This is a genomic window from Intrasporangium chromatireducens Q5-1 (assembly GCF_000576575.1).
GTDB classification, from domain to species: Bacteria; Actinomycetota; Actinomycetes; order Actinomycetales; family Dermatophilaceae; genus Intrasporangium_A; species Intrasporangium_A chromatireducens.
Window position 1 is genome coordinate 1 of record NZ_AWQS01000025.1, and the last position, 16,358, is coordinate 16,358.

Below are 16,358 nucleotides of genomic sequence, written 5' to 3' on the forward strand. Positions count from 1 at the left end.
CGGCGCCTTCCCCGCGTGGGCGGCGACGCCGGCGCGCGAGCGGGCCGAGCTGCTGCGCCATACCTTCGACCTGCTCAAGGAGCGCGCGGAGGACTTCGCCCTCCTCATGACGATCGAGATGGGCAAGCCGCTCGCCGAGGCCCGCGGCGAGGTCACGTATGGCGCCGAGTTCGTCCGCTGGTTCAGCGAGGAGGCGACCCGCGTGCAGGGCCGCTACGGCGCGAACCCCGAGGGTACGGGCCGGATGATCGTCTCCCAGCACCCGGTCGGGCCGTGCTACCTCATCACACCGTGGAACTTCCCGCTCGCCATGGCGACCCGCAAGATCGCCCCGGCGCTCGCGGCGGGCTGCACGGTCGTCATCAAGCCGGCCGAGCTGACTCCGCTCACGACGATGTTCTTCGCGCAGCTCCTCGTCGAGGCGGGCCTGCCGGCCGGCGTCGTCAACGTCGTGACGACCTCGGCCGCCGGCCCGGTGTCGGAGGCGATCATCGGTGACCCCCGGCTGCGCAAGCTGTCCTTCACGGGGTCGACGCCGGTCGGCCAGCTGCTCCTCGCGCAGGCGGCTCCCGGAGTGCTGCGCACCTCCATGGAGCTCGGCGGCAACGCGCCGTTCATCGTGTTCGACGACGCCGACCTCGACAAGGCCGTTGCGGGCGCGATGGCCGCGAAGTTCCGCAACGTCGGACAGGCCTGCACCGCGGCGAACCGCTTCATCGTGCACCGCTCGCTCGTCGAGGAGTTCACCGAGCGGGTCACGGCGCAGGTCAAGGGCATGAAGATCGGCCGCGGCACCGAGGACGGCGTGACGATCGGCCCGCTCATCGACGACCGTGCGGTCACCAAGGCGAAGCAGCTCGTCGACGACGCGGTGCACCGGGGTGCCGAGCTGCGCGCCGGCGGCCAGGCCGTGGACGGGCCCGGGACCTTCTACGAGCCGACGGTCGTCTGCGACGTCCCCGAGGGCAGCGACATCCTCCGCGAGGAGATCTTCGGCCCGGTCCTCGCGATCGTCCCGTTCGACGACGAGGACGACGCGGTCCGGATCGCCAACGACACGGAGTACGGCCTCGTCTCCTACGTCTACACCGAGAACCTCGCCCGCGGGCAGCGCATGATCGAGCGCCTCGAGACCGGGATGATGGGCCTCAACATCGGCGTCGTGTCGAACGCCGCGGCACCCTTCGGCGGCTGGAAGTTCTCCGGCCTCGGCCGCGAGGGCGGTGCCGAGGGCATCCACGAGTACCTGCAGACGAAGTACACGCTCACGCCGAACCCCTTCGGGTGAGGTCCCGCTCGTCCCGCCCGGTCCCGCAGCACGCGGGGCCGGGCGACGACCGTTCCGTATGCCGCTGAGCCCGCCCCGCTCGGGGGTCACCTTCGGCAGGTGGCGAGGTGAGCGGCATACAGGGGCTTACTGGCCGGTGCGGCCGTCGATGCTCTCGCGCAGCAGGTCGGCGTGCCCGGCGTGCCGGGCGTACTCCTCGATGACGTGCACGAGGATGTCGCGGACCGAGGCCGTCTCGTCATGCACCCTCACCTGCTCGCCCAGGTCGGAGTCGGAGCGCGTGTCGAGCCACTCGTCGGCCTTCGCGATCTCGGCCTTCCAGGTCGTGAAGGCGTCCTCGACCAGCGCGGGGTCCGGCCGGGCACCGTTGAAGTCGAGGTCGCGGTCCTCGTCGCTCTTGTAGAGCCGCGGGCCGTCCGTCTGGCCCTGCAGGACCCGTTGGAACCAGTGGTTCTCCACCTGCGCGAGGTGGCGCACGAGCCCGAGCAGGCTGAGGGTGCTCGGCGGGACGGACCGCCGGGCGAGCTCGTCGGCGCCCAGGCCGTCGCACTTCAGCTCGATGGTGAGGCGGTAGTTGCCGAGGTACTCGCGATAGGTCTCCAGCTCACTGACGGGGTTGCCGTAGGTCCGGGGGTCCTGCTCAGGGGTCGTCCAGCGACCGCTCATTGCCCGATCCAAGCGCGGGCCAGTGGTCCCGGCACGCGCTCGGGTCAGGCCGAACGGGGGGCGTACATGATGACGGCCACGCCGACGAGGCAGACGAGCGCACCGATGACGTCGTAGCGGTCGGGCCTGAACCCGTCGACTGCCATGCCCCACACCAGGGATCCGGCGACGAAGACGCCGCCGTAGGCCGCGAGGATCCGCCCGAAGTGGGCGTCGGGTTGCAGCGTCGCGACGAACCCGTAGAGGCCGAGCGCGACCACTCCGGCGCCGATCCACACCCAGCCGCGGTGCTCGCGCACGCCCTGCCAGACGAGCCAGGCGCCCCCGATCTCCGCCAGCGCGGCCAGGGCGAAGAGCGGGAGCGATCTGGTCACCGTCATGTGCCGCAGTCTCTCAGCCGGGGGTCCGCGGGTCGTGGCCCAGCCGACGCGGGTCAGGGCTCGGCCACCGCCCTCCCGACGATCATCGACTCGAGCAGGCTGGATGGCAGTCGCTCGGCCGTCTGCGGGTCCAGCTGCGCGCCCAACCCGTCGAGCACGGCCGTGAAGAAGCACCGAGCGGCTGCGGCGAAGACGACGTCGGCGATGTCGCCGTCGGTGAGCCCCACGGCGCGGAGCCGCTCCACGTCGGAGGCATCGATCGACGCGGCATCCTCGGCCACCTTGCCGGCGAACTCGTAGACCGCGCGGTCCTGCGCATCAAGGGCTGCCCCGTCGGGCTGCTCGGCGATCGCCCGCATGGTCGGCTCGTCGCCGCAGATGTCGCGCAGGAAGGTCGAGTGCGCCGCGGTGCAGTACGTCGAGCGCCGGGCCCGCGCGGCCGCGATCGTGGCGATCTCGAAGCGGCGGCGGTCCATGCCGCCCCGCACCGCCTGGTTGAGTGCGTCCCAGGCCCGCGCGACCTCGGGGCTGGTGGAGAACGCTCCGGCGTAGTTCGGCAGGAAGCCCCACGCCGCCCGCTGGCGCTCGTAGTACGCGGCGAGGTCCGGCCCCGCGGCCTCCTCGCTCACCGGGGAGATGAACATCTCCTCATTGTGTGGTCGTCCGATCTCGCGCGGGCTGTTTTCCTCTCGGCGGTCAGGGCGAGATGTGGTCGAGGTGGCGGTCGCGGGTGTGGGGAGCGAACTGCACGATGATTGCCGCGACGACGAGGAAGCTCGAGATGAGCATCAACGCGCCGAGGGTGGACATGGTCGGCAGGATCGGGGCGATGACGAGGACGCCGATGCCGCCGCCGATGTGCCCGACGCCGTCGACGACCGCGAAGCCCGTCGTCCGGGCACGCGTCGGGAAGCTCTCCGCGGACAGGGCGTAGGTCGGCGAGACCCAGAGGTTGAAGCCGGCGAAGATGATGAACGAGCCGACGAACGCCAGGCCGATGTTCTTGCCGGCGAAGGCGACGATCAGGGCGCCGATGATGGTCACCACCGCACCGACGGGCAGCCAGTGCCGCCGGTGGAGGCGCTCGACGATGAAGCTCATCACGATGGCCTCGGCGACGAACCCGAAGGTGCCCACGGCCGCGATGACACCTGCCTCGGGCGGCGGGTACTTCAGCGCGGACAGGACGCTCGTGAAGCCTGCGGCGTACGAGTAGACGGTGATGTAGCCGATGAACCAGACGAGGAAGAGCAGGATCATCCGGCGGATGTAGAGCGGGTTGGTGAACAGGTCGTGATAGGGCAGGGGCGCCGGCGGCGTCACCGCTCCCCCGACCGCCTCGAGCTGCGGCTCGGCGAGTGGTCCCCGTTTGGCGGCCCGGGCCTCCATGTGCGCGACGATGCGGTCCGCCTCGTCGAGCCGATGCTGCCCGATGAGCCACCGCGGCGACTCCGGCAGCTCGAACCGCAGCAGGATCGCCACGAGGGCCAGCAGTGCCCCGACGCCGTACATCCAGCGCCACCCGTTCTCGAACCCGGGTCCGCCCAGGGCGAAGGGCAGTCCGTTCGGCCACGGAGTTGCCGGAGTCGTGAGGAAGAGCCCCAGCCAGATGCCGAGGAGGGCACCCAGGGCCGACATGATGAAGATGAGGGTCGTGAACCTCGCCCGGGCGCGGCGGGGCGCCACCTCACCGATGTAGGTGTTGACGATCGCGAGGTCGGCGCCGATGCCGATACCGGTGATGGCCCGGGCGGCGTTGAAGTTCGCGTAGTCACCCACGAACGCGTTGTAGAGCGAGCCCAGGCCGGTGATGAGCATCGTGATGAGCAGCATGTTGCGCCGGCCGATCCGGTCGGCGATGGGGCTGAGGATCAACGTGCCGACGACGTAGCCGACGAGGTTCAGCACGACCGGCAGGGGCAGCGCGCTGAGCGCGTTCTCGGGGGTGCAGCCGGGCTTGATCTGGGTGCACGTCTGGATGAACGAGACGTTGATGTCGAAGATGTCGTAGAACGTGAAGAGGAAGCCGAGCCCGATGATCCCGATGAAGAGGTAGGACAGGCTCCACACCTCGAGCCGTTCCAGTCTTGCGATGATGCCCTCACCGGTGGGCGCACCGAGCGCGGGCGAGCCGGCCTCTGTCGCCATGAGAGTCACCTCCCAGATCCGGGGTGGCCGGACACGCGGGCCGTTGCTTCCCCGGGGTGCTTTCCTCCGTCATATGCGGGAAGTCTGAGAACGGGCTGGGAGCGGACCGCATCGGGCCGCGATGTGTCCTTCGTCGGTGAGTTAGGTTCTCGAGTCGTGAGCTGGATCGACGAGCTGAGATGGCGGCTGGAGCCGGTGGCTGGAACCGTCTCGCTCGACCGGGCGACGGTGCTGGCCGTGCTCGGCTGCGCCCTCGCGGGGGGCCATGCGGTGACGGTCGGCAAGCCGCGCGGACCCGGTCGGGTCCTCTCGACGTGGGCCGGCTATCCCGCTCCCGCCGTCGTCGGCGCGGCCATGGTGTGGCTCGCGGGGCGGGGCTGGTCGGCAGCCCTCGTGGCAGCCGTCATCGTCGCCCTCGTCGTGGCACTGTTCCGGGTGCGCTCGGCGCTGACGCTCGTCGTCGTGCTCACCGCCCTCGCCGGGGCTGGAGCTCTCTGGTGGTGGCGCGATGACGCCACTCAGGCAAGGGTGCTCGTCGGCTCGGGGATCGTCCTGCTGATCGGCGCCTGGCGGCACCTGGCCGCGGTCTGGGGCTCCAGCGACCGGTCGAGCGACCCGCGCGTGCTGGCTTCCCTGACCCACGTGCCGTCCTTCGTGTGGAACCTGACCTTCGCAGTCGGGTGCGCCGCCGCGACCTGGGTCGTGGGCAGCGAGGTCCTCCTGCTCTGGGCCTAGTGGCCCCGTCTGGACCTCCGGAGGTCCCGGGCATGAGCACGGCCAGCCCCCGGTGTGGGGGCTGGCCGTCGTGTCACTCGGCTCGGACGACTCGAGCGCGCCCCTGCGGGCGCTGGGTCGTCGCGTGCTGGCGTCGCTGCCACCAGCGCTCGCGCGGCTGATCGGTGCCGCGCCGTCGGAGGCGTTCTGCGGCCTCATGCTCAGCATGCTGCAGGACCGCTCGCACCTCGTACTCGAGCAGTGGGTTGTACATGGCGAATCTCCTTGCGTACCGGGCGTGTCAGCTCTGTTGTTGCTCGATGTCAGGGCAGCAGGCGGGCGAGTCGGCGTCTGGCCGGTGATGCCCAGCACGACTGGCTGGCGTGGAACAACGGTGTGGCCCCAGAGGCGTCGACGGTGTCGATCGTCGAGACGCGGGCCGGAACCCTCAGCAGGTCAAGGCGATTCGCGCGCCAACGATCGAGGCAGCGACGCAACGGGCGTCGAACCCGACGGGCGTCGGGATCCTCGGATCGCTTTGCATGGTTCTTCTCCTCGAGAGCCGTTGGCAGGAAGCCCTCTACGGAGAAGTAAGCCAGTCGGGCCAGTGCGCCGTCCACTTCTTTTTCGCCCGGCGTGGGCGGCGTGTCAGGCCCCGTCGTAGGCTCTCGGTCAGGTTCCACCCGCATCGATCATCGGCGGGTCCTTGAAGCGGCGCCACTCCGGCGCCGCCCGCGGTCAGCAGCACGCCCGGAGACGGGCGGCTCGCCGCGGTCACTCCACCTGTGGGTGGACCAGGGAAAGGACCCAACGATGGACGGACTCGTCCTGGCCGGCGACGTCCGGCGCTATCACGCGCTCCTCGAGCACGTCACCTCAAGCGCGCACCCGGCCCTCGCGGAAGACCTGCTCGGCATGACCTGTGATGTCGAGTGGTATCTCGGCGAGCACGAGCTGCTCGCAGACTTCGAGCTGCACGGGCGCCAGAGCGACAGCCCAACAGCGGCACTCATCAGGGCAACGGCGTCGTGGAGCAGGCGGGCGCAGGGGCTCGGTCAACGGGAGCGCGCGTCGTTTCTCGGCTCCCACTGGAACCAGTGGCTCTCATACCGCCACGCCAGTGGGCATATCGTGCTCCGCACGCCCGACGGGCACCTGCATCTGCACGGCGTGACGCAGGCCGGCGTGGACGCCTACTACGTCAGACTGCACGTGGAGGTCTCGCGCCGGCTGCACATGGTGCCCAACGCGTAGGGGGCTTCGAGCGGCAGGAGGCCAGGGCCGTGCACTCTCACCGGGACGTACGAGCGCTGACCTCCCCGCCCGGGAGCAGCGCGGCCTCGAGGAACCGGTACGTCACGTCGATGTAGGTATCGCGCGCCCAGCCTCGGCCCAGCACGAGCGACTCGTACAGCTCGCCGGCCGCCACGAGGAGGATGTCCCTCACCTGGGCGGCGGTGAGCCCGGGACGCACGTGGCCACCGTCGACGAGGTACGCCGCGTTGTGCGCCATCCGTTCGCGGCGGGCCTGCTCGAAGCGGTCGAAGAGGCGCTGGGCACCCTCGTCGACCTGCGCCGCGGCCCGGATGAGAGCCGTCAGCGGCGCCCCCAGCTCGCTCACCTCGGCCGACAGGATCGCCCAGTTGCGCAGGATCTCGCGAGGATCACTCGCGGTGGAGGACACCTCGTCCGACCGCTCCTCGGCGGGACGGGAGCCCTGCCCGAGGAGCGCCTGCTGCCACGCCGCTGCCGCCACACCGGCCTTCGAGTCGAACGCCTTGTAGACGAACTCGACGCTCACGCCCGCCGTTTCGGCGATCTGCGGCACCGTCGTCGCCACGTAGCCGTCGGCGAGGAAGCAGGCCCTGGCCGCCTCGATGACCCGGGCACGCCGCTGCTCAGCCTGCCGACGACGCCCGCTGGAGTCGTACCGACGACGCGTGCGCCCCGGGCTCTTGACGTCACGTGCCACTGGGAGGACCCTTTCAATCAGATACACCTCACTGTATCGAATCAGCACCACAGAGGTCACCATGTCCGAATCACTCGGGCTGCCACCGACGCTCGTCCGCCTGGTGACCGCCACCAACGCCCATGACCTCGAGGGCCTCGTCGCCTGCTTCGCGGACGACTACCGCCTCGAGACGCCGAACCACCCCAGCCGCAACTTCACCGGCCCCCACCAGGTGCGTCGCAACTGGGAGCAGTTCTTCACCCTCATCCCCGACATCTCGGCCACCGTGACCGACGCCGCCCCCGGGTCGGCCGACCGGTGGTGGACCGAGTGGGAGATGAGCGGCACCAGGGTCGACGGCGCTGCCCACCTCATGCGCGGCGTCATGATCCTCACCGTCGGGCCGGGAGAGGGCGACCTCGTCCGGGCCAACCGCTTCTATCTCGAGCCCACCGAGGCGAGCGCGACCGCCCCCGGGATCGATGCCGCCGTCGGCGACCTGGTCACCGGGAGTCCCGCATGATCACCATCGTGGGCGGCACCGGCCGGCTGGGGCGACTCGTCGCCGCCCGCCTCGTGGCGGAGGGCCGCCCGGTGCGGCTCGTCGGTCGTTCGCGGCCACGCGACCTTCCGGCGGGCACCGAGTTCGTGGCCGGTGACGTCCGGCGACCGGAGACCCTGCCGGCGGCAGTCGCCGGCTCGAGCGTCGTCGTGTCCGCCGTCCACGGTCTCGACCCGACGGGCGGCGAGTCACCCGCCGAGGTCGACCGGGACGGCAACCTCGCCCTCATCGCGGCGGCCCGCGCGGCCGGCGCCGACATCGTCCTCGTGTCGACCATCGACGCCGCGGACGACCATCCCATGGAGCTCATGCGGATGAAGGCCGTCGCCGAGCGCGCCCTGCGCGACCACCAGCCCGGCCGGCCCGACTGGACCGTCGTGCGACCGACCGCGTATGCCGAGATGCACGCCGACCTGTTGCGCCAGACGGCGGGGCGAGGAGGGGTGCCCCGCGTCTTCGGCACGGGGACGAACCCGGTCAACTTCGTCAGCGTCCGTGACGCGGCCGCCGTCGTGCACCGTGCGGTGGTCGACCCGGAGCTGAGGGGCGAGGTCATCGACGTCGCGGGCGCGGACAACCTCACGATGAACCAGCTCGCCCGACTCGTCACCGGGCAGGAGAAGGTCGGGCATGTCCCACCCCTCGCATTGCGGGCGATGTCCGCGGTCCTCGCCCGGGCGCGGCCCAACCAGGCCCGCCTGGCCCGCATGGCGCTGCAGATGGACACGCTTCCGCTGACCGTCGACGCGGCGACGACCCGGGCGGCCCACCCCTGGGTGCCCTGCACCCCGATCGCAGAGGCCCTGCTCCTGGCGGGGGCTCCCGCCTGACGGGCGCCTAGGTCACCTCGCCGCGAGAGCCGGCTGAGCGGCATACCCCTCGAGTCGTATGCCGCTCAGCCGCGTCGCTGCTGAGCCGTGACGTCCCCGGGACGCACCCGGGGGAGCGCGGCGAGGCCGCGCGTGGACACGACCAGGCTGCTCGTCACGATGAGGGCGACCCCGACCCACTCGTGCACGTGCAGGGCCTGGTGCAGCAGGAGCCAGCCGGCGACGGCCGCCCACACCGGGTTGAGGCTCGTCAGCGTGCCGAACAGCTGGGCCGGGACGCGCCTGAGCGCGAGCAGGTCGGCGACGTACGGGACGGCCGAGGACAGCAGTCCGCAGGCGATCGCGAGGCCCACGGCGGCGGCGCTCGGCGGATGGGCCAGGAACCAGACGACCGCGACGGGGACCCACACCACGGCACTGACGAGGCTCGCCGACGCCGTGCCGCGGATGCCGGGCAGGCGCTGGCCGAGAGCGCGGTTGAGCAGGATGTACGACGCCCAGCAGGCCGCGGCGACGAGCGCCAGGGCGACGCCGACGCCGTCGCTCGTGGGACCGGGGTCCGTCAGCACGACGACCCCGACCGCCGCGAGACCGGCGCAGCCGAGGTCGAGCGCCCGGCGGGAGCTGGCGATGGCGACGGCGAGGGGACCGAGGAACTCGAGCGTCACGGCGAGGCCAAGGCCGATCCGCTCGACGGACGCATAGAGGCTGACGTTCATCACGCTGAACACGCCGGCGAGGGCGAGCACGAGCCGCCAGTCCGCGCGGTGGAGGCTCGACAGGCGCGGGCGGGCCACGGGCACGAGGACCAGGGCCGTGACGAACTGGCGCACGGCGACGACACCGACGGGCCCGATCATCGGGAACGCCATCGCGCCGAAGGCCGCACCCGCCTGGTTCGACATGGAGCTGCCGAGCATCATCGTGATCCCTACGGCGCGCTCGCGGCGGGTCGCAGCGGCGGCCGAGAGCTGCTCGGGCGCGGTGGCGACCGGCTCCAGGGGCACGGCGTCGGACACGGTCATGGACCGACGGTAGGCGCGCAGGCGTCATACGCCTAGTGCAGGAAACGACGCTGCCATACGCTCCGGTTATGGATTGGACGCTGCGCGAGCTGCGGTTCTTCGCCACGGCGGCGGACGAGGGGTCGTTCACGGACGCCGCCGCCCGGCTCCATGTCTCCCAGGCGGCGGTGTCGCGCACCATCGCCGGCCTCGAGCGGCTGGTGGGCGAACGGCTGCTGCGCCGGGTGCCGCGGGGGTGCGAGCTGACCAGCACGGGCCAGCAGCTGCTCCCGCAGGCGCGCCGGGTGCTGGCCGAGGCCGACCGGTTCACCGAGTTCGTGCACTCGCGGCACGGCGTCCTGCGCCTCGGCTACGCCTGGGCGGCTCTCGGCCGGCACACCGCTCGGCTGCAGCGCGAGTGGGCGCGCCAGCACGAGTCGGTCGAGCTGCAGCTGGTCCGGCACAGCTCCCTCACGGCCGGGCTGAGCGAGGGTCTGTGCGACGTCGCCATCGCCCGGCGGGCGGTCGACGACCGGCGGTTCGACTCGGTCGTCGTCGGGCTCGAGCGTCGGCTCGCCGCCTTCGCCTCCGACGACCCGCAGTGGGCCCGACGGCGCCAGCTCAGCATGGCCGAGATCGCGGACCGGACGGTCATCATCGACCCCCGGGTCGGCACCACGAGCAGCGCGCTGTGGGCGGGGGCCGACCACGCGCCGCGCTTCACCGAGTCCTCCGATGTCGACAGCTGGCTCGACGCGATCGCCGCCGGGCGGGGGGTGGGGACGACGGCGGAGGCGACGGCGCACCATCACCCCCGGCCCGGCGTCACCTACCGGCCGATCAAGGACGGCCCCCGCATTCCCGTCCGGCTCGTGTGGTGGCGCGACGACCGCCCGTCGGGGCTCGCAGACCTGGTCGACGCCGTGACGGAGCTGTACTCACGCGGGTAGCGCGGGTGCTGGCCGGGCGGGCGCCGGCGGGCGGCCGCGCTCACCGGTCCAGATAGCGCTCCCGCGCGTCGGCGTACCGCTGCCGAATGGCCTTCGTCGCCTCGGGATGCTGCGCCAGGTAGGTCTCCGTCCGCCCCGAGGTGCTCCAGAGCGGCGGCTCGGCCGCGCCGGAGAGCACCCACGCCGCCTGGCGTGCCGCACCGTCCGCGACGTACTCACCGGGCTCCGGCACCAACACGTCCAGCCCGAACACCTCCGGCGCGACCCGGCGCACCGCCTCTGACCGGGCCGCCCCACCGATGAGGTGGAGCCGCACCGGCTCCAGCCCGGTCGCACGCAGCGCCTCCAGGCCGTCGGCCTGGCCGCACAGCATTCCCTCCACCGCGGCGCGGGCGAGGTGCGCCTGGCTCGAGTTCGACAGCCGCAGCCCGTGCAGCGCCCCGGTGGCCTCGGGCAGGTTCGGGGTGCGCTCTCCCTCGAGGTAGGGCACGAGGACCAGGCCGTCTGCGCCGGGCGGCGCCTGGAGTGCAAGCTCGGACAGGCGCACGTGGTCGACCCCGAGCCACCGGGTCGCGGCGTCGAGGACGCGTGCGGCGTTGAGGGTGCAGGCGAGCGGGAGGAACACCCCCGTGGCGTCGGCGAACCCGCTGACCAGACCGGTCGCGTCGTGGGCCGCCGTCGCGGAGACCGCCGACACCACCCCGGAGGTGCCGAGCGACACCGCAGCATCGCCCTGCTCGAGCCCGAGCCCGAACGCCGCTGCCGCATTGTCGCCGGCCCCGGGGCCGACGAGGCAGCCGCTGCCGACGACCGTGCCGATGGCTTCGTTCGGAGCGGCCACCCGCGGCAGGACCGCGTCGTGGCCGAGGCACCGCACGAGCAGGTCCCGGTCGTACTCGTTGCCGACGGGGTCGAAATAGAGGGTGCCGGAGGCGTCGGAGCGATCTGTGGCCAGGGCGGACAGATCGGGGCCGAGGGGCGACTCCCCGGCGGGACCGTAGCCCCGCAGACGCCAGCTGAGCCAGTCGTGCGGCAGCGCCACGGCGGCCACCCGAGCCGCGTGCTCCGGCTCGTGCTCGGCGAGCCAGCGCAGCTTGGTGCCGGTGTAGGAGGCGACGGGCACCAGGCCGGTGGCGCGGGCCCACTCGGCGGCCCCCAGCTCGGCCACGAGGTCGGCAGCCGCCTGAGCCGATCGGGTGTCGTTCCATAGGAGCGCGGGCCGCACGACGGCGCCGCGGTGGTCGAGCGCGACCATGCCGTGCTGCTGGCCCCCGATCGCCACGGCCGCCACGTCGTCGAGCCCGTCGGCCTGCGCCAGCGCCTCACGCAGGGCCAGCCACCAGATCTCGGGGTCGATCTCCGTCCCGTCCGGATGCAGGGCGCGTCCCTGGCGCACGAGCCGGCCCGTCGCGGCATCGCGGATGACGACCTTGCAGGACTGGGTCGAGGAGTCGATCCCCGCGACGAGTCGTGGCGCGCTCATGGATCTATGAAACCCGACCGCGGCCGGCGCCATGTCAGTCGGGCACCACTTGGACCTTGATCGACGTCGGCGACGAGAGCAGCGCCACGGCGTCGCGATAACGGCTCAGCGGCACTTGATCGGTGATGAGCGGCCGCAGCAGGGTGGCGAGGTCCGGCATCATCTCGACGGCCGCAGGGTACGCGTCCGCCAGGGAGAAGGACCCGATGATCATCAGCTCCTTCGCGAAGACCTGGTAGGGCGAGACCCGGGCGAGGTCGTCCGGGTTGGCGACGCCCATCTGCAGCAGTCGCCCTCGCGGCCCGAGCATCTCGATGGCCCGCTGGATCACGGACAGCCGTCCGCTCGCCTCGACGGCGATGTCGAACTGTCCCTCGGTCTCCGCCGCGTCGGCGTGGGCCGTCTCCGCGCCGAGGGTGAGGGCGAGCTCGCGACGGAAGGGCTGCGGCTCGAACGCGACCACCTCACCGGCACCCAGGTGTCTGGCGACGGCGATGGCGATAAGCCCGATGGGACCGGCGCCAAGCACGGCCACGCGGGCGTCGGCCCATCCCGGTGTGCGGCTCGCTGCATGCAGCACGCAGGACAACGGCTCCACGAGTGCCCCCATGCTGGCATCGACCCCGTCCGGCAGGGCGTGGACGACCGACTCCGGGACCAGCACGTACTCCCCGCACGACCCGTTGCGCGTCAGCCCGATCGGGTCGAGCTGGTGGCAGTGGTTCGGGGCGCCCACGCGGCACCACCGACAGGTGCCGCACGCGACGTTCGGGTCGACGCAGACCAGGTCACCCTCGCGGAAGCGTCGGACGCCACGACCGGTGGCCGCGACGACCCCGGCGAACTCGTGTCCCGGGGTGACCGGGTAGCGGGCGTACCCGAAGGTGCCGTCGATGAGGTGCAGGTCCGTTCCGCACACACCGGAGGCCCGCGGCGCGATGAGGACGTCGGTGGGACCGAGCGTCGGAACCGGCTTCTCCACCACCTCGATGCCGCCCCGACCGTCGAGCACGACCGCCTTCATCACCGCGCCGAACGCCCTGCCGGACGCCTTCGGGCGACCCTGCCCCGTCTCAGTCACCCAGCCGGTCCTCCAGCTCCTTGAGCGTCTGGCGCGCGCCCTTCGTGTGCAGGTCCTCGAGGAAGGCGGCATACGTCGAGGCGAACCGCTCGTCGTCGACCGCCGCGCCGAAGAGGTCCGTGTTGCGGATGAACGCGAGCGGGTCGTCCTTCTGGCGAGCCGCCGCGGCCATGACCTGGTCCTTGAGCCGGTCCACGACCTCGATCGGCGCTCCCTCCTCGTCGACTCCCTCGGCGTAGCGCGCCCACGCGGCCACCACCAGCGTCGACCGCTCGATCGGTCCGCCTCGCTCGAGGTTGGCGAGGACGACCGGCATGAGCCATTTGGGGATCCGGTCCGAGCTCTCGGCGCAGAGGCGGGCCAAGGTGTCCCGGACCTCCGGGTTGGCGAAACGCTCGATGAGCTGGTGGCGGTAGGCGTCCAGATCGACTCCCGGCACGTCGGGAAGGGTTGGTGAGCCCTCCTGCTCCATGTAGCCCAGCAGGAACGAGACGAACAGTGGGTCAGAGCAGACCTCGTGGGCATAGCGGTAGCCGGAGAGGTAGCCGAGGTAGCAGAGCGCCTGGTGGCTCGCGTTGAGCAGCCGCAGCTTCAGCAGCTCGTAGGGGACCACGTCGTCGACGACCTGGACGCCAACGTCCTCGAACGGTGGGCGGCCCTGGGGGAAGTCGTCCTCGAGCACCCACTGGGTGAACGGCTCACACACGACCGGCCACCGGTCCACGATCCCGAAGCGCGCCTCGAGGGCATCGATGTCCGCTGGCGTCGTCACCGGGGTGATCCGGTCGACCATGCAGTTGGGGAACGCAACGTGCGTGTCCATCCAGTCCGCGAGCCCCGGGTCCTTCAGCCGGGCGAAGGCCGTGATCGTCTTGCGCGCCACGTGGCCGTTGCCCGGCAGGTTGTCACACGACATCACCGTGAAGGGCGCAACCCCCGCGTCCCTGCGTCGGCGCAGCGCCTCAACGATGTAGCCGAAGGCGCTGACCGGAGGCCGGTCTCCCGTCAGATCCGCCCGCAGGGCCGGGTCGTTCGGGTCGAAGTCTCCCGTGACCTGGTTGACGTGGTAGCCGCCCTCGGTCACGGTGAGGCTGACGATCCGGGTGGCAGGGTCGGTCATCCTCTGCAGGACCACCTCCGGGTCGTCCGGAGCAAAGAGATAGTCGACGATCGAGCCGATGACGCGCGGCTCCAGGGAGCCGTCGGGATGCTTGACGACGAGGGTGTACAGGTGGTCCTGCGCACCCAGGGCGTCGCGCATCCGGGCGTCCTGCGGCATGACGCCGACGCCGACGATGCCCCAGTCCAGCGCCTCGCCCCGGTTCATCAGGGCATCGACGTACATGGCCTGGTGGGCGCGGTGGAACCCGCCCACGCCGAAATGTACGATGCCGGCCGTCACCCGGGACCGGTCATAGGTCGGTCCGGCCACGTCGTCGGGCAGGTCGCCGAGGCTGGCACTGCTCAGCGGCACACCGGCACTCACTTCACGGCTCCCATCGAGAGGCCCTGGACGAGCTTGTCCTGGGCTGCGAACCCCGCCACGAGAACGGGGATGGAGACGACGACGGAGGCGGCGCACACCTGGGCCAGGAACAGGCCCTGGCTCGTGACGAAGCCGGTGAGGAACACCGGGGCCGTCTCGGCCGTCGTCGCGGTGAGGACACGCGCGAAGAGCAGCTCGTTCCAGCTGAAGATGAAGCAGATGAGCGCGGCAGAGGCGAGGCCAGGCATGACGACCGGCGCGACGATCGAGCCGAGGGTCCGCAGGAGTCCCGCACCATCGACCTCCGCCGCCTCCAGCATCTCGACGGGGACCTCCGCCAGGAACGAACGCAGCATCCAGATCGCGATCGGCAGGTTCATCACCGTATAGAAGAGGACGAGGAGCCAGATGTTGTCGAGCAGACCCACCTTCTGTGCGAACAAGTAGATCGGCAGCAGGCCCGCGACGACGGGCAGGAACTTGGTGCTGAGCAGGAAGAACAGCACGTCGGTCCACCGCTTCACCGGCTTGATGCTCAACGCGTAGGCCGCGGGGAAGGCGAGCAGCAGGACCAGTGCCGTCGAGAAGACGCTGGCCATGGCGGAGTTGAGCAACGGCGGGACAGGGCCGCTGCTGAAGAACTCGCGGTAGCCGTCGAGGGTGAGCGAGGCGAAGAACTTCGGCGGGTTGGAGGCCGCGTCCGGCTCCGAGTGGAGCGAGGTGAGGACCATCCAGAGGACCGGGAAGACGAAGACGAGCCCGATCAGCCAGGCGATGACCGACAGGATAATCCCGGACCGGGGCGGCTTCTGGTGGCGGTAGTGCCGAGTGCTCTCGGCGCCAGGAACGGTCACCGCTGTCGTTGTTGTCATCGGCTCTGCTCCTTGAACAGGGAGAACACCGTCCGCAGCGCTGCGGTCGAGATGATGATCGTGCCGACGACGACGATCACTCCGGCCGCCGAGGCCAGCCCGTAGTCATGCGCGGTGTAGAAGGTCTGGTAGATGTAGTACGGCAGGTTCGCCGTGCCGAGGCCGCCGGACGTGATCGTGAAGACGTGGTCGAAGTTCTGCACCACGTAGATCGACCCGAGCAGCGCGGCGAGCTCGATGTAGGTGCGCAGGTGCGGCAGCGTCATGTGCCGGAAGATCTGCCAGTTGTTGGCCCCGTCGATCCGTGCCGCCTCGATGATGTCCATCGGCCGGCTCTGCAGTCCGGCCAGGAGAATGAGCATCATGAACGGCGTCCACTGCCACACGATTGCGAAGATGACCGCCCATCGCGGGTGCTGGCCGATCCAGTCGGGCTGGACGGCGCCGGGCCCGAAGACCATCCGCAGCAGGCCGTTCAGGAGGCCGTACTCCGGGTTGTAGAGGGCGTGCTTCCACAGCAGGGCCGCGGCGACCGGGACGATGAGGAAGGGCGTGATCATCATGGTGCGGACCACGCCACGCCCGTGGAACCTCCGGTCGAGCAGGAGCGCGATCAGCAGGCCGAGGACGAGCGAGATGAGGACCACGGCCACGGTGAGCAGGATCGTCACGAGGATGGCGCTGCGGGCCTGCGGGTCGGACAGCACCGTCTTGAAGTTGGTGATGCCCGTGAACCCGGTCTCGTTCGGGTAGTACGCGTTGTAGTTCATGAACGAGATGACGATCGTCACGACGAAGGGCAGCTGCGTGACGAGGATGACGAGGAGCAGGGCCGGAAGCAGCGGGGCCCGTCGCGCCCAGTTGGCTGCGCGCGACGGGCCTCCTCCTGCAGTCCCACCCGTCGCCACACCGGTGGCGCTGTCGACGGCGGTGGACATGC

Annotated in this window: 18 protein-coding genes; 6 read left to right on the forward strand and 12 right to left on the reverse strand. The window is 71.0% G+C overall.

The features are described 5' to 3' along the window. Positions 1-1,288 (forward strand): NAD-dependent succinate-semialdehyde dehydrogenase (locus tag N864_RS05145; RefSeq protein WP_034714235.1); only part of this gene is annotated, 1,288 nt, incomplete at its 5' end. Between the two features lie 126 nt (positions 1,289-1,414). On the opposite strand, the gene N864_RS05150 is transcribed toward N864_RS05145, so the two are convergent. The 4 genes from N864_RS05150 to N864_RS05165 are packed head-to-tail and all read right to left on the reverse strand — an operon-like array spanning position 1,415 to position 4,482. After that, complete coding sequence (locus tag N864_RS05150; protein WP_034714237.1) at positions 1,415-1,954, reverse strand: DinB family protein; 540 nt, start codon at positions 1,952-1,954, stop codon at positions 1,415-1,417. 44 nt (positions 1,955-1,998) lie between these two features. After that, entirely contained in the window at positions 1,999-2,334 is a 336-nt protein-coding gene (locus N864_RS05155) for a YnfA family protein (protein ID WP_034714239.1), read from the reverse strand. A gap of 53 nt (positions 2,335-2,387) precedes the next feature. After that, positions 2,388-2,978 (reverse strand): carboxymuconolactone decarboxylase family protein, encoded by a 591-nt coding sequence (locus tag N864_RS05160; RefSeq protein WP_034714242.1) that lies wholly within the window; start codon positions 2,976-2,978, stop codon positions 2,388-2,390. A 52-nt stretch (positions 2,979-3,030) separates the two neighbouring features. After that, positions 3,031-4,482, reverse strand: a complete 1,452-nt coding sequence (locus N864_RS05165; protein WP_034714244.1) for an MFS transporter — start codon at positions 4,480-4,482, stop codon at positions 3,031-3,033. Positions 4,483-4,638: 156 nt separating this feature from the next. Here N864_RS05165 and N864_RS05170 point away from each other — a divergent pair, with 156 nt between their 5' ends. After that, positions 4,639-5,217, forward strand: coding sequence for a M50 family metallopeptidase (locus N864_RS05170; RefSeq protein WP_034714246.1), 579 nt, complete (start codon positions 4,639-4,641; stop codon positions 5,215-5,217). Positions 5,218-5,290: 73 nt separating this feature from the next. Here the strand turns inward: N864_RS05170 and N864_RS05175 are convergent, their stop codons facing one another. Further along, positions 5,291-5,470 (reverse strand): hypothetical protein, encoded by a 180-nt coding sequence (locus N864_RS05175; RefSeq protein ID WP_034714247.1) that lies wholly within the window; start codon positions 5,468-5,470, stop codon positions 5,291-5,293. Between the two features lie 539 nt (positions 5,471-6,009). Here N864_RS05175 and N864_RS05180 point away from each other — a divergent pair. Beyond that, positions 6,010-6,450: a hypothetical protein gene (locus tag N864_RS05180; protein ID WP_034714252.1), complete on the forward strand. Its 441-nt coding sequence runs from the start codon at positions 6,010-6,012 to the stop codon at positions 6,448-6,450. A gap of 37 nt (positions 6,451-6,487) precedes the next feature. On the opposite strand, the gene N864_RS05185 is transcribed toward N864_RS05180, so the two are convergent. Beyond that, positions 6,488-7,168: a TetR/AcrR family transcriptional regulator gene (locus tag N864_RS05185; protein ID WP_034714255.1), complete on the reverse strand. Its 681-nt coding sequence runs from the start codon at positions 7,166-7,168 to the stop codon at positions 6,488-6,490. Between the two features lie 61 nt (positions 7,169-7,229). Here N864_RS05185 and N864_RS05190 point away from each other — a divergent pair, with 61 nt between their 5' ends. After that, a complete protein-coding gene (locus N864_RS05190) occupies positions 7,230-7,673 on the forward strand; it encodes a nuclear transport factor 2 family protein (protein WP_034714257.1) in 444 nt (147 codons plus the stop codon). Next, positions 7,670-8,542, forward strand: coding sequence for an SDR family oxidoreductase (locus N864_RS05195; RefSeq protein ID WP_034714259.1), 873 nt, complete (start codon positions 7,670-7,672; stop codon positions 8,540-8,542). The genes N864_RS05190 and N864_RS05195 overlap by 4 nt, the downstream gene beginning before the upstream one ends. Before the next feature lie 65 nt (positions 8,543-8,607). On the opposite strand, the gene N864_RS05200 is transcribed toward N864_RS05195, so the two are convergent. Further along, positions 8,608-9,567: an EamA family transporter gene (locus tag N864_RS05200; RefSeq protein ID WP_240474216.1), complete on the reverse strand. Its 960-nt coding sequence runs from the start codon at positions 9,565-9,567 to the stop codon at positions 8,608-8,610. Between the two features lie 68 nt (positions 9,568-9,635). Between N864_RS05200 and N864_RS05205 the strand changes: the two genes are divergently transcribed. Further along, complete coding sequence (locus N864_RS05205) at positions 9,636-10,496, forward strand: LysR family transcriptional regulator (protein WP_034714262.1); 861 nt, start codon at positions 9,636-9,638, stop codon at positions 10,494-10,496. 40 nt (positions 10,497-10,536) lie between these two features. On the opposite strand, the gene xylB is transcribed toward N864_RS05205, so the two are convergent. From xylB to N864_RS05230, 5 genes are read right to left on the reverse strand one after another with little or no spacing between them, the layout of a single operon-like run. Further along, a complete protein-coding gene (gene xylB, locus N864_RS05210) occupies positions 10,537-11,979 on the reverse strand; it encodes a xylulokinase (RefSeq protein ID WP_034714264.1) in 1,443 nt (480 codons plus the stop codon). A gap of 34 nt (positions 11,980-12,013) precedes the next feature. Further along, positions 12,014-13,060, reverse strand: coding sequence for an alcohol dehydrogenase catalytic domain-containing protein (locus tag N864_RS05215; protein ID WP_162164499.1), 1,047 nt, complete (start codon positions 13,058-13,060; stop codon positions 12,014-12,016). Beyond that, on the reverse strand, positions 13,053-14,534 hold the full coding sequence (locus N864_RS05220; RefSeq protein ID WP_240474217.1) for a mannitol dehydrogenase family protein: 1,482 nt from the start codon (positions 14,532-14,534) through the stop codon (positions 13,053-13,055). The genes N864_RS05215 and N864_RS05220 overlap by 8 nt, the downstream gene beginning before the upstream one ends. Positions 14,535-14,542: 8 nt before the next feature. Continuing rightward, positions 14,543-15,418: a carbohydrate ABC transporter permease gene (locus N864_RS05225; RefSeq protein ID WP_034714268.1), complete on the reverse strand. Its 876-nt coding sequence runs from the start codon at positions 15,416-15,418 to the stop codon at positions 14,543-14,545. After that, the gene (locus tag N864_RS05230) at positions 15,415-16,356 is read right to left on the reverse strand and encodes a carbohydrate ABC transporter permease (RefSeq protein WP_034714270.1); all 942 of its coding nucleotides are present in this window, start codon (positions 16,354-16,356) and stop codon (positions 15,415-15,417) included. The genes N864_RS05225 and N864_RS05230 overlap by 4 nt, the downstream gene beginning before the upstream one ends. Positions 16,357-16,358: the final 2 nt, after the last annotated feature.

What these genes read in the sequence shown, in the direction of transcription:
- N864_RS05150 (WP_034714237.1), bottom strand. Translation starts at nt 1,954, where the DNA reads ATGAGCGGTCGCTGGACGACCCCTGAGCAGGACCCCCGGACCTACGGC.
- N864_RS05155 (WP_034714239.1), bottom strand. Translation starts at nt 2,334, where the DNA reads ATGACGGTGACCAGATCGCTCCCGCTCTTCGCCCTGGCCGCGCTGGCG.
- N864_RS05160 (WP_034714242.1), bottom strand. Translation starts at nt 2,978, where the DNA reads ATGTTCATCTCCCCGGTGAGCGAGGAGGCCGCGGGGCCGGACCTCGCC.
- N864_RS05165 (WP_034714244.1), bottom strand. Translation starts at nt 4,482, where the DNA reads ATGGCGACAGAGGCCGGCTCGCCCGCGCTCGGTGCGCCCACCGGTGAG.
- N864_RS05175 (WP_034714247.1), bottom strand. Translation starts at nt 5,470, where the DNA reads ATGTACAACCCACTGCTCGAGTACGAGGTGCGAGCGGTCCTGCAGCAT.
- N864_RS05180 (WP_034714252.1), top strand. Translation starts at nt 6,010, where the DNA reads ATGGACGGACTCGTCCTGGCCGGCGACGTCCGGCGCTATCACGCGCTC.
- N864_RS05190 (WP_034714257.1), top strand. Translation starts at nt 7,230, where the DNA reads ATGTCCGAATCACTCGGGCTGCCACCGACGCTCGTCCGCCTGGTGACC.
- N864_RS05195 (WP_034714259.1), top strand. Translation starts at nt 7,670, where the DNA reads ATGATCACCATCGTGGGCGGCACCGGCCGGCTGGGGCGACTCGTCGCC.
- N864_RS05200 (WP_240474216.1), bottom strand. Translation starts at nt 9,567, where the DNA reads ATGACCGTGTCCGACGCCGTGCCCCTGGAGCCGGTCGCCACCGCGCCC.
- N864_RS05205 (WP_034714262.1), top strand. Translation starts at nt 9,636, where the DNA reads ATGGATTGGACGCTGCGCGAGCTGCGGTTCTTCGCCACGGCGGCGGAC.
- xylB (WP_034714264.1), bottom strand. Translation starts at nt 11,979, where the DNA reads ATGAGCGCGCCACGACTCGTCGCGGGGATCGACTCCTCGACCCAGTCC.
- N864_RS05225 (WP_034714268.1), bottom strand. Translation starts at nt 15,418, where the DNA reads ATGACAACAACGACAGCGGTGACCGTTCCTGGCGCCGAGAGCACTCGG.
- N864_RS05230 (WP_034714270.1), bottom strand. Translation starts at nt 16,356, where the DNA reads ATGTCCACCGCCGTCGACAGCGCCACCGGTGTGGCGACGGGTGGGACT.